Here is an 11,743-nt window from a genome sequence, read left to right as displayed (position 1 = left end):
CGGCACCCCGCGCCGCCGCAGCGTCACGCTCCAGCGCGGCGCGATCGTGAGCAGCGCACCGGTGGCCAGCACGGAGAGCAGGAAGCCGTAACTGCGGGCCAGCCAGGGGTCGTAGAGCACCAGCAGGAGGACGGCGGTCGCCAGCGCCGGGATCAGTGATCTGCGGCGGCCGGTGGCGAGGGCGAGCAGGGCGACGGAACCGCAGGCCGCGGCCCGCAGCACGCTCGGATCCGGCCGGCACACCACGACGAAACCGAGGGACAGTGCGGCACCCAGGACCGCCGTCATGCGCAGGGAGATCCCGAGGCGGGGAGCGAGGCCGCGCCGCTCCGCGCGCTGGGCCAGCCCGGGCGGGCCGAGGAGAAGGGCGAGCAGGATGGTGAAGTTCGCGCCGGAGACGGCGAGCGTGTGCGTGAGGTCGGTCTCCCGGAACGCCTTGTCCAGCTCCGGTGTGATCCGCGAGGTGTCGCCCACGACCAGTCCCGGCAGCAGCGCCCGCGCGTCCGCGGAGAGCCCGTCGGTCGCCTCCCGCAGCCCCGCACGCAGCCGCCCCGCCAGCCGCTGTGCCCACGACGGCTCCCCCACGACCTCCGGCCCACCCCGCCCCTTCACCCGCAACACCGCCGCGACGCGCCCCCCACCCGCCGACGCAGGCACCACCCGCGCCTCCACCCGCACCCGGACAGACGGCAACAACCCCAACCAGCCGGCCCGGGCGTCCAGTTGCCGGGCACCCCGCCCCACCGGGGAGGAGCCCGCGCCCCCGCCGGGGACAACGCCCTGCGCCGAGCCCGCGCCCCCGCCAGGGACAACGCCCTGCGTCGAACCCGCGCGCCCGTCGCGCACATCCCGCTCAGCCCCGTCACCCGCACCGTCCGGCACCGAACGCTCAGTCCCGGCCGTCCCTCGCTTCCCCGAACGAACATCGACGATCAGCAGCACCGGCGTCCGGGTCTCCTCCGCCGGCCCCCCGTCCGTCCGCTCGACGCGGCGCACCTCGGCCTCGATCAGGACCACCGGCGGAGCCATGTGAGCGCCGCTGACCCGAGGGCGGGTGAGCCGGGGGTCAGACGTGATCTCGGCCTCCGCCGTCACCGGGGTGAACTCCCGCGCCAGCGCCGGGATCGGCCCCCTCCGCAGATCCGCGCCGTGCAGCCCGGCCGACGCGGCCGCGGCGGCGACGCACACCAGCACGGCCGCCCCGGAGATCCACGACCGTCCACAGCGACGGCCGCCCCGCACGGCGAGCAGCACACCCGCGGCGACCAGGGCGACGACCACCACGCCCACACCCCACCCCGGCGAGGCATCCAGCGTCACGGCCGCCGTCCCCCAGGCAGCGAGCGCCGGCGGCACGAGCCGAAGGTCCACAGGCCCTTCCTGCCGCGGCCGAGCAGCCCCCAGCCGGTGCCCGGACCGGGCGTGGACCTCCGACCGGGTAGGGACGGCCCCGGCGTTCGTCGTGCCGCTCATGGCCGCACAAGGTTCCGCAAGTCCGCGAAGCGGCGGTCGCCGATGCCGTTGACCTCGCGGAGTTCGTCCACCGAGCGGAAGCCGCCGTTGCGGGTGCGGTAGTCGATGATGTGCTGGGCCAGCACCGGGCCTACACCCGGCAACGTGTCGAGCTGCTCCGCCGTGGCCGTGTTCAACGACACCGGCGCCGCCGGACCGGCGGCTCCCGCCGCACCACCCGTACCCGCCGTACCCCCGGCTGCCGCGCCGCCCGCACCCGGCGCGGCACCCGCCGCCCCCGGTGCCGTGCCGTCCCCGACGATCACCTGCTCCCCGTCCACCAGGAAGCGGGCCCGATTCAGCCCGTCCGTCTTCGTACCGGGCCGAACACCACCCGCCGCCCTCAGCGCGTCCTCGACCCGCGAGCCGGCCGGGAGGCGATGGATCCCCGGCTCACGCACCTTGCCGCTGACGTCCACCACGATCTCCGGAGCCGCCGATGCCGTGGCCTGCGCCGCACTGGCCGGCGCCGGCGTCTGGTCCCCGCGCGGGGTCGCCGCTCGCACCACCTCCGGTGGTCGCACCGGCTGACTACGCCCCGCCCAGAAGTGCTGCACGGCGAAACCCACCGCCACCACCAGCACCACCGACAGCGCGACGAGACTCCGCCGCTCCATCCCGCACCGGGTCTGCACCCACAGCGGTAACCGCTCCCGCAGGGCAAGCCCCAGCCGCCCCAGCCGCTCCCGGCGGCCGCCTTCCGGGGGCGTGAGGTCGTCCCCCTCCTCCGGCGTCGGCTCCACATCCGCCACATCCGCGTACCGCGCATCATCACGGACAGCCCAACTCGGAACCCGCCGCCCACCCCTGCGCCGCCCACCACCCCGGCCGCCCTCGCCGAACAGCACCTCCGCCCGCCGCCGCAGTTCCTCCGCCGACGCCTCACGCCTCCGGTGCCGGGACGCATGCCGGGAAGCATGCCGGGCCCGCCGGTGACGGACGCGGCCGTCGGACGCCGGTGCCCGGCCCGGGCCGCTGCTTGCAGTAGCTGTGCGTGAACGTGATCGAAGTGCCATGCGACGAGGATCGGACACCCCGCCCCAACCGCGATGATCTTGCTCGATTCCCGTGGACTACCACAGGGTTGTGGACAACTCCGTCACCCGCACGAGCGAACGGGAGCCCCACCGCCGCGAGACCCCCACCGCCGCGAGACCCTCACCGCGCCGAGACCACGACCCCCAGCAACCCGGGCCCCGTGTGCGCCCCGATCACCGCCCCCACCTCGCTGACATGCAGGTTCGCCAGCCCCGGCACCCGCCCACGGAGCCGCTCCGCGAGGGCCGACGCACGATCGGGCGCGGCGAGATGGTGCACGGCGATGTCGACCTCCGCGCCGCCCGCCCGCTCGGCCGCGATCTCCTCCAGCCGGGCGATCGCCTTCGACGCCGTCCGCACCTTCTCCAGCGGCTCGATCCGCCCGCCCGCCAGCTGCAGCAGCGGCTTCACCGCGAGTGCCGAGCCCAGCAGGGCCCGCGCCGCCCCGATCCGGCCGCCGCGGCGCAGATAGTCCAGGGTGTCGACGTAGAAGTAGGCGGACGTGCCCGCCGCCCGTTTCTCCGCGGCCGTGACCGCCTCGTCCACCGTGCCGCCCGCCTCCGCGGTCTCGGCGGCCGACAGCGCGCAGAATCCGAGCGCCATGGCGATCATGCCGGTGTCCACGACCCGCACGGGCACCGGGGCCTCGCGGGCCGCGACGACCGCCGCGTCGTAGGTGCCGGAGAGTTCGGCGGACAGATGCAGGGAGACGATGCCGGTGACGCCCGTCTCGGCGACCTTGCGATAGGTCTCGGCGAAGACCTCGGGGCCGGGCCGCGAGGTGGTGACCGGGCGCCGCTTCTGCAGTGCCTGGGCGAGGGACCGGGTGGAGATCTCGGTGCCCTCCTCCAGCGCGCGGTCGCCGAGGACCACGGTCAGGGGTACCGAGGTGATGCCGTGCCGCTCCATCGTCCGGGCCGGTAGGTAGGCCGTTGAATCGGTGACGATCGCGACATGGCGGGACATGAGCTGGAGGTTACCTGGCGTACCGCCCGCACGGCAGCCCGGCCCCACGCGCCGTGTGCGGCAGTGACCGGATCAAGTGGTGCTCTCGGGGCGGGGCTTCTTCTGCCAGGGGTAGGTGGGGTGCGGCGCGGCCGGTGCGATGGCGGGCCGGGGCTGCTCGGGCGCCGGCTCCTGAGCGGTGGCCGGTTCCTGGTTCTCCGGCCAGGTCTGACCGGCCGTCGGAGCATCGGCGGCCGGCGCCTCCGGCCACGGCGGAGGGGCAGGCCGCTGCCCACCCGACGACTGTCCGCTCGCGGACTGCCCATTCGCGGACTGCGCACCCGCGGACTGCGTACCAGCCGCCGGCTCGGTCGTCGTCCAGTGCCGCAGGGCCCCGGCCTCCAGGTCGATCTGGGTGCTGAGCGAGTCCAGGTCGTCCTCGGCGAAGCGGCGGGCGCGGTCGCGGGCCGCCCAGCGCAGGGCGTCCGCCGACTGTGTGATGCGCTCGGTGCGCTCGCGCAGCCCGGGAAGCCGCTCGGCGAGGGTGGCCCGGTCGGGCTCGGTCTCCAGGCGGCGGAGTTCGCCGTCGAGCTCGTGTCCGTGCGCGCTCAGGCGCTCGAAGAGGCCGAGGGACTCCTTGAGGGACTCGTCCTCGGCGACCGCCGCGTGCAGCGCGTCCTGCGTGGCCCGCATGGACGTGCGCAGCTTGAGCCGGAGTTGGGCGACCTCGCCCGCGGCGCCCGGCTGGACCATGGACTTGACCTTCAGGGTGTGGTCCTCGACCGTGCGGCGGGCCTGGGTGATGTGGCGGTCGGCACTGCGCTTGGCGGCGCCGACGACCTTCACCGTGGCGTAGGCGCCGAGGACGACCAGGAGCACAAAAAGCAGGGCGAACACTGCGAACACTGCTTCCACGAGGCTCCTCCTGAGGGCCGTAGGACCTGTCCCGGCACACTCCGCGCCGCTCTTCAACGGTAAACGCGGCGGGCAGGCCCAGAGTTCCGGAAGAACCCCGAGCCTGCCCGCAGACGACCCCGCCGTTACCCGTAGGGGACGGCCCGAGCCGCGACGACCGTCAGGCCGGAACGATGTTCACCAGCTTCGGCGCCCGCACGATCACCTTCCGGATCCCCGCGCCGTCCAGCGCCGCGACGACCTTCTCGTCGGCCAGCGCCACCTTCTCCAGCTCGTCCTCGGAGATGCCGGGCGACACCTCCAGCCGCGCCTTGACCTTGCCCTTGACCTGCACCACACAGGTGACGGTCTCGTCCACGACGTACGCCGGGTCGGCCACCGGGAAGTCCTGGTGGACCACCGACTCCTCGTGGCCCAGGCGGTGCCACAGCTCCTCGGCGATGTGCGGGGCCAGCGGCGCGACCATCAGCACCAGCGGCTCGGCAACGGAGCGCGGCACCCGGCCTCCCGCCTTGGTCAGGTGGTTGTTCAGCTCGGTGACCTTGGCGATGGCGGTGTTGAAGCGCATGCCCTCCAGGTCCTGGCGCACCCCGTCGATCGCCTTGTGCAGGGCACGCAGCGTCTCCTCGTCGGGCTCGGCGTCGACGACGGTGACCTCGCCGGTCGCCTCGTCGACGATGTTGCGCCACAGCCGCTGCAGCAGCCGGAACTGGCCCACCACCGCACGCGTGTCCCACGGCCGGGAGACGTCCAGCGGGCCCATCGCCATCTCGTACAGGCGCAGCGTGTCGGCCCCGTACTCGGCGCAGATCTCGTCCGGAGTGACCGCGTTCTTCAGGGACTTGCCCATCTTGCCCAGCAGCCGGAAGACCTTCTCGCCCTGGTAGTAGTACGCGCCGTCGCGCTCCTCCACCTCGGCGGCCGGCACCGCGATGCCGCGGCTGTCGCGGTAGACGTAGGCCTGGATCATGCCCTGGTTGAACAGCTTGTGGAACGGCTCGGCGGACGAGACGTGCCCCAGGTCGTACAGCACCTTGGACCAGAAGCGCGCGTACAGCAGGTGCAGCACGGCGTGTTCGGCGCCGCCGACGTACAGGTCGACGCCGCCGTGCGGCATGCCCTCGCGCGGGCCCATCCAGTAGCGCTCGATCTCCGGGTCGACCAGCTTCTCGCCGTTGTGCGGGTCCAGGTAGCGCAGCTCGTACCAGCAGGAACCGGCCCAGTTGGGCATGGTGTTGGTCTCGCGGCGGAACCTGCGCGGGCCGCGTCCGTCGCCCAGGTCCAGGGTGACGTTCACCCACTCCTCGTTGCGCGACAGCGGCGTCTCGGGCTGGGTGTCCGCGTCGTCCGGGTCGAAGGTGCGCGGCGAGTAGTCGTCGACCTCGGGCAGCTCCAGCGGCAGCATCGACTCGGGCAGGGCGTGGGCGATGCCGTCCTCGTCGTAGACGATCGGGAAGGGCTCCCCCCAGTAGCGCTGCCGGCTGAACAGCCAGTCGCGCAGCCGGAAGTTGACGGTGCCCTCGCCGAAGCCCTTGCTCTGCAGCCACTCGGTGATACGGGCCTTGGCCTCGACGACGCCCAGGCCGTCCAGGGTGACGTCGGCGCCCGAGGAGTTGACGATCTTCGCGTCGTAGGACACGAAGGCGTCGTCCCAGGTGGCGGGGTCGGTGCCGCGGCCGTCGGTCGGCTCGACCACGCAGCGGATGGGCAGTTCGAAGGCGCGCGCGAACTCGAAGTCGCGGGCGTCGTGGCCCGGGACGGCCATGATCGCGCCGGTGCCGTAGCCCATCAGGACGTAGTCGGCGATGAAGACGGGCACCTGCTCGCCGTTGACCGGGTTGGTGGCGTACGCCCCGATGAAGACGCCGGTCTTGTCCTTGGCCTCGGCCTGCCGCTCGACGTCGGACTTGGACTCGGCCTGCGCGCGGTACGCGGCGACGGCCTCGGCCGGGCTCGCGTGACCGCCGGTCCACACCTGGTGGGTGCCCTCGGGCCATTCCTGAGCCGTGAACTTCTCGACCAGCGGGTGCTCGGGCGCCAGCACCATGTAGGTGGCGCCGAACAGGGTGTCGGGGCGGGTGGTGAAGACGGTGATGCGCTCGCCGTCGATCGGGAAGTCGACGCGGGCGCCCTCGGAGCGGCCGATCCAGTTGCGCTGCTGCAGCTTGATGGCCTCGGGCCAGTCCAGGGCGTCCAGGTCGTCCAGCAGACGGTCCGCGTACGCGGTGATGCGCATGTTCCACTGGCGCAGCTTGGCCTTGAAGACGGGGAAGTTGCCGCGCTCGGAGCGGCCCTCGGCGGTGACCTCCTCGTTGGCCAGCACCGTGCCCAGGCCGGGGCACCAGTTGACCGGCGCGTCGGAGGCGTAGGCCAGGCGGAACTCGCCCAGCACGTCGGCGCGCTCGGCCTCGCTCAGCTCGCTCCACGCGCGCGCGTGCCCCGGCACGGGCCGCTCACCGGACTCGAACTGGGCGATCAGCTCGGAGATCGGGCGGGCCTTCTTCGCGTCCTCGTCGTACCAGGAGTTGAAGATCTGCAGGAAGATCCACTGGGTCCACTTGTAGTAGTCCGGGTCGATCGTGGCGAAGGACCGGCGCTTGTCGTGGCCCAGGCCCAGCCGGCGCAGCTGGGCCTTCATGTTCTCGATGTTGGCCTCGGTGGACACGCGCGGGTGCGTGCCGGTCTGCACGGCGTACTGCTCGGCGGGCAGGCCGAAGGCGTCGAAGCCCAGGGTGTGCAGCACGTTGTGGCCGGTCATCCGCTGGAAGCGGGCGGTGACATCGGTGGCGATGTAGCCCAGGGGGTGGCCGACGTGCAGGCCCGCACCGGAGGGGTACGGGAACATGTCCATGATGAACTTCTTGGGCTTGGCGACCGTCTCGGCGTCGCCCGCCAGGTCGCCGCTCGGGTTGGGCGCGGCGTAGGTGCCCTCGGCGTCCCAGAAGTCCTGCCAGCGTGCCTCGATCTCGGCGGCCAGACCGGCCGTGTAGCGGTGCGGCGCGGCATCCGCCGACCCGCTCGTGGCGGCAGCGGGGTTCGTCTCGCTCATCGTCCTCAATGCTCCATCGATCGTCTCTGCCTGCGACCTGCGACTTCCAAGAAATGAAAAATCCCCTCGCACAGGAGGGGACGCCGCGCCGATTCCGGCCACCCGATGCGATTGAACGGTCGGGCGGTGGCCGGGACTGATCAGCGCGGCTCGCTAAGCAGAAGGCGTACGGCACGCATGGCGCTAGGGTACCGCAGCCCCGCGGCGGGCCGCGACGCACTGAATCTCGGTCAAAGGTTACTTCGCGTAACGGCCACTAAAGGGACAAGACAACGAGCGGATCGTCTTTTGATAACAGCGCAATAACTCAAACCTCGTACTGATCGGTACGAGCGCGCTTAGAGTTCGGCAGCGGGACCGCTTTACCGAACCGTTCGGAGTTGCCCCATGAACCCTCCTCCCCACAGCAGCCCACCGCCCGCACCGGGCCGGCCGGCTGCCGCTCAGCCGTACCCGCTCGCCTTCGTGACGTCGGGAGGTAGGCCGTGAGGCCCGACGACAGCACGGCGGACGACTGGCTCGCCGAGTTCCTCAGCTTCGGTGTGGGCGTCCTGTCGCTGGTCTGTCTCAGCGCCTCGGTGATCTGGGGTCTGGTCGCCCAGGACCGCATCCTGCTCGGCCCGCGCCAGCGGATCCTGGCGCAGGCGGTGCACCGCACGACCGCGGTCGCCTCGCTGGTGTTCCTGCTGGTGCACATCGGCATCAAGGTCGCCCAGGACCACACCACCTGGATCGCCGCGGTGATCCCCTTCGGGCTGGCCCTGACGGACGACGAGGTCGTCGGCGGCCGGACGTTCCTGATCGGCCTCGGCACCACGGCCGGTCTGCTGATGATGTTCGTGGCCGTCACGGGCGTCCTGCGCAACCGCTTCGCCTCCCCGGCGCCGGTCGCGGCCCGCTGGCGGGCCATGCACATGCTGGCCTATCCGGCCTGGTGCGCCGCGCTCGTCCACGGGCTCTACGCGGGTCGAGCCGCCAAGCCGGTCTTCGTGATCCTCTACGGCCTGTCCGTGGTCGGCGTGATGGCGGCCCTCGCCCTGCGCGCGGCCCCGCGCCCGGTCAAGCGCAAGGTCGCCGACCGGGTCACCGCGTTCCTCGGCACGTCCCTGGAGCAGCGGCGCGAGGAGCTGGAGGAGAGCAGGTCACGGGCGACCGAGACCGGCGCGCTGCCCGGATACGGCGACCGGCGCGGCTCCGGGTCCCGCGGCTCCGGACGTGGCTCCGGCCGTGGCTCCCGGTCGCGCGACGACGGCCCGCGCTTCGAGACCGCCGAGCGCCCGGCCGCCGCGGAACCCCCGAACGGTTTCGCCGCCGCCTACCGCGCGGTCTCGGCACCGTCGCGCCCCCAGGGACAGCCCCTGTTCGCGGACCGGACGGCCGGCCCGGAGCTGCCGCTGGACCTGCAGCCCACGGAGAGCATGCCCCGCGTGGACTCGCCCTCCAGCACCTCGGGCAGCTGGCCGATCCCGTCCCCGCCGCCGGTCGGCGAGGCCCCGCCGTCGTCGTACGACCCGCTCAACGACACCGGGCACATACCGGCGTACGACCCGCTGAACGACACCGGGCAGACCATTCCGGCCTACGACCCCCTGAACGACACGGGACAAACCATCCCGGCCTATGGCAGTCCGGTCGGCTCCGGGTACGGCTCGAGTGATGTGTACGACACCGGTGAGACGAACACCCTCTACGGCACGTACAACCCGAGTGACACGTACAACAGCGGTCCCGCCACTGAACCAACCCCCGGTGCGTCCTACGACTTCGACGCACCGGGTTCGGGCGAACCTTGGAACATGCCTTCCGGAGGCTATAAGTGAACGAGGCCCTGCCCGACGTTCCCGAAGTCCGCGTGGTCGGGCTTCCTCAGCTCACGTCGGGCTTCGACCTTGTCGACCGGCTCGATCTGCCCATGCACCTCAAGGTGCACGGGCCGCTCGAACCCATGGGCGGCGAACAACTCGCGTCGCTCGCCGAGCGCATCAATCTCAGGGGCCGCGGCGGCGCGGGCTTCCCCTTCCACAAGAAGCTGCGCTCGGTCGCCGAAGCGGCGATCAAGCGCGGCGTACGGCCGGTCGTCGTCGTCAACGGCAGTGAGGACGAACCGGCCTGCCGCAAGGACACGGTGCTCATCAACCGTGCCCCGCATCTCATTCTGGACGGCGCGCTGCTGTGCGCCGAGGCGCTCGGCGCCCGCACGCTCGTGGTGGGGGTCACCCGGGAGTCCACCCAGCGCTCGATGGAACAGGCGCTCGCCGAGCGCGGCCTGAGCAACGGCCGCCGCTCGGCGCTGCGCGCCCGCGTGCAGCGCAACCCGGTCCGCATGGTCACCGGCGCCGCCGCCTCCCTGATCCGCTCCATCGACGGCGGCCCGGCGATCCCGCCCGGCCGCAAGATCAGCGCTTCCAAGAGCGGTGTCGGCGGCGCGCCCACGCTGCTGTCCAACGCGGAGACGTTCGCGCAGCTCGCCATCGCCGCCCGCATCGGCCCGGAGCGCTACGGCAACACCGGCCTGTACGACGAGCCGGGCACCGTGATGCTCACGGTGTCCGGGGCGGTCGCCCGCCCGATGGTGATCGAGGTCCCCACGGGTGTGCCGCTGCGCTATGTGCTCCAGCTCGCCGGGGCGCCGCCGATGCCGCAGGGTGTGCTGACGGGCGGCTACCACGGCAAGTGGATCGACGCGGCGACCGTCAACGAGGCGATCGTCTCCCGCAACTCCCTGGACGCGGTGGGCGGTTCGCTCGGCGCCGGCGCGATCCTGCCGATCAGTCAGGACGTGTGCCCGCTGGGCGAGTCGCTGAAGGTGGCGCAGTGGCTGGCGGAGGAGAGCGCGGGCCAGTGCGGCCCCTGCTATCTCGGTCTGCCGGCCGCGGCGCGCGGCCTGGAGGACATCCTGAACGGCGGCGGCCCGGCCGCGCTGGAAGCCCTCAAGCAGGTCGCCAAGAACGTCAAGCGGCGCGGCGCCTGTTCGCACCCGGACGGCTCGGCGATGTTCCTGGAGTCGACCATCAAGGCGTTCACCGACGACCTCGCCGCCCATGTCCTCGGCAACGGCTGCGGACGGCCCGTGGCGGGCGTGCTGCCGCTGTTCGAGGGAGGCAGGGCGCCCACCGGCATCCCGGGCGGCGGAGGCGAGGAGAACGGCCCCAGCCGGCAGAAGATCTACGTCGACTGGACGCTGTGCCGGGGCCACGGCCTGTGCGCGGACATCCTCCCCGAGGTCTTCCAGCTCGGCGCGGACGGCTTCCCGACGGTGGCTCAGGCGCAGGTGCCGCGCTATGCGGAGGCGAAGGCGCTGCGCGCGGTGCGCCGCTGCCCGGCACTGGCCCTGCGCATCGAGGAGGAGGGACCGCAGGCCAAGGCGCCGTCCAGGAACCTGCCGGTGCTGTCCCAGGGGCGCGGACGCCGCGCTCTCGGGCGCTGAGGGCCCCGCAGAAAGGCCCCGCACAACGACGATCCCCCCGGTCCTGGAGGACCGGGGGGATCTTTCTGTGGAGCTAAGGAGAATTGAACTCCTGACCTCCTGCATGCCATGCAGGCGCTCTACCAACTGAGCTATAGCCCCTTGCTGTGTGCCTTCCGGGTTTCCCCGGCGGCGACGCCAACTTTACACGGTCCACCGGGTCCAACACCAAATCGTTTCCGGTGTGCCCGATTTGACCCCTTCATCCCTGTGCGCTAGGCCGTCACGAACGAATAGAACCGCTTGAGCGTGCAGTGCTCCTCCAGGAGCCGGCCGTAGATCGGTTCCCCCTCGAGTTCCCGGTACGTCTCGATGGGGTCGCCCTTTATGATCAGCGCCCGCGCGCATTCCTCGCACCAGTACTGGTAGTCGGGGTTGATCGGCTCCATGTCACGGACGATCGGCGTACCGCTGCCGCACCAGTCACACTTCCGCCTGTGCGCACCCATCGATCAGCTCCAGCTGTGGCCGCAGGCCGTGCACACGTAGGACACCCCGCCGTTGTCACCGAGCACCTGGGCGACGTGGCCGGAACCGCAGGAGGGGCAGCTGATGCGGGTCGAGGTCCGTAGCGTCAACGCCGCTGCGAGGAGGTGTTCGACCTCCTCGCGGATGCTCGCAGGCATCGCAACTCCCTCCCGTCGGGCCGCGCCCCCTTCCGGCCGTTTGATTCTGCCACGACCGGGCCAATACGGTCAGCGACGCCGTGGTACCGGTCGGGACACGGCTGGACGCCTCGTAGAGGTATACGCCTGTCGGAGGCGGTCTGCTCAACCGCGGGAACGAAAAATCCCGCCCCCTGCGGAGGACGGGATCTT

Annotated in this window: 9 protein-coding genes and 1 tRNA gene; 2 read left to right on the top strand and 8 right to left on the bottom strand. The window is 72.0% G+C overall.

Features of this window, described 5'->3' with window-relative positions; translation table 11 throughout:
• The 5 genes from N4P33_RS09380 to leuS all read right to left on the bottom strand — a co-directional run.
• A partial coding sequence (locus N4P33_RS09380) for a ComEC/Rec2 family competence protein (RefSeq protein ID WP_260825852.1) occupies positions 1 to 1,473 on the bottom strand: 1,473 nt, incomplete at its 3' end.
• Positions 1,470 to 2,528 (bottom strand): helix-hairpin-helix domain-containing protein, encoded by a 1,059-nt coding sequence (locus N4P33_RS09375; RefSeq protein ID WP_260825851.1) that lies wholly within the window; start codon positions 2,526 to 2,528, stop codon positions 1,470 to 1,472. The genes N4P33_RS09375 and N4P33_RS09380, both read right to left, overlap by 4 nt.
• Before the next feature lie 142 nt (positions 2,529 to 2,670).
• Positions 2,671 to 3,516, bottom strand: coding sequence for a DegV family protein (locus N4P33_RS09370; RefSeq protein ID WP_260825850.1), 846 nt, complete (start codon positions 3,514 to 3,516; stop codon positions 2,671 to 2,673).
• Between the two features lie 72 nt (positions 3,517 to 3,588).
• Positions 3,589 to 4,410, bottom strand: a complete 822-nt coding sequence (locus N4P33_RS09365; RefSeq protein ID WP_260825849.1) for a hypothetical protein — start codon at positions 4,408 to 4,410, stop codon at positions 3,589 to 3,591.
• 160 nt (positions 4,411 to 4,570) lie between these two features.
• Positions 4,571 to 7,459: a leucine--tRNA ligase gene (gene leuS, locus N4P33_RS09360; protein WP_260825848.1), complete on the bottom strand. Its 2,889-nt coding sequence runs from the start codon at positions 7,457 to 7,459 to the stop codon at positions 4,571 to 4,573.
• Between the two features lie 485 nt (positions 7,460 to 7,944).
• On the opposite strand from leuS, the gene N4P33_RS09355 reads away from it, so the two are divergent.
• Both N4P33_RS09355 and N4P33_RS09350 read left to right on the top strand, forming a co-directional pair.
• Positions 7,945 to 9,279 (top strand): cytochrome b/b6 domain-containing protein, encoded by a 1,335-nt coding sequence (locus N4P33_RS09355; protein WP_260825847.1) that lies wholly within the window; start codon positions 7,945 to 7,947, stop codon positions 9,277 to 9,279.
• Positions 9,276 to 10,886 (top strand): NADH-quinone oxidoreductase subunit NuoF family protein, encoded by a 1,611-nt coding sequence (locus N4P33_RS09350; RefSeq protein ID WP_260825846.1) that lies wholly within the window; start codon positions 9,276 to 9,278, stop codon positions 10,884 to 10,886. The genes N4P33_RS09355 and N4P33_RS09350 overlap by 4 nt, the downstream gene beginning before the upstream one ends.
• A gap of 68 nt (positions 10,887 to 10,954) precedes the next feature.
• Here the strand turns inward: N4P33_RS09350 and N4P33_RS09345 are convergent.
• The 3 genes from N4P33_RS09345 to N4P33_RS09335 all read right to left on the bottom strand — a co-directional run bounded on the left by N4P33_RS09345 (position 10,955) and on the right by N4P33_RS09335 (position 11,551).
• A tRNA-Ala gene (locus N4P33_RS09345) sits at positions 10,955 to 11,027 on the bottom strand.
• A gap of 113 nt (positions 11,028 to 11,140) precedes the next feature.
• Positions 11,141 to 11,374, bottom strand: coding sequence for a hypothetical protein (locus tag N4P33_RS09340; RefSeq protein WP_006136074.1), 234 nt, complete (start codon positions 11,372 to 11,374; stop codon positions 11,141 to 11,143).
• A 3-nt stretch (positions 11,375 to 11,377) separates the two neighbouring features.
• Entirely contained in the window at positions 11,378 to 11,551 is a 174-nt protein-coding gene (locus tag N4P33_RS09335) for a hypothetical protein (protein WP_260825845.1), read from the bottom strand.
• Positions 11,552 to 11,743 lie beyond the last annotated feature (192 nt).

The sequence above is a fragment of the Streptomyces sp. 15-116A genome (genome assembly GCF_025290915.1).
Lineage (GTDB): Bacteria > Actinomycetota > Actinomycetes > Streptomycetales > Streptomycetaceae > Streptomyces.
Note: the sequence above shows the minus strand (reverse complement) of the source record. Positions and strands in the feature narration are given on the sequence as shown.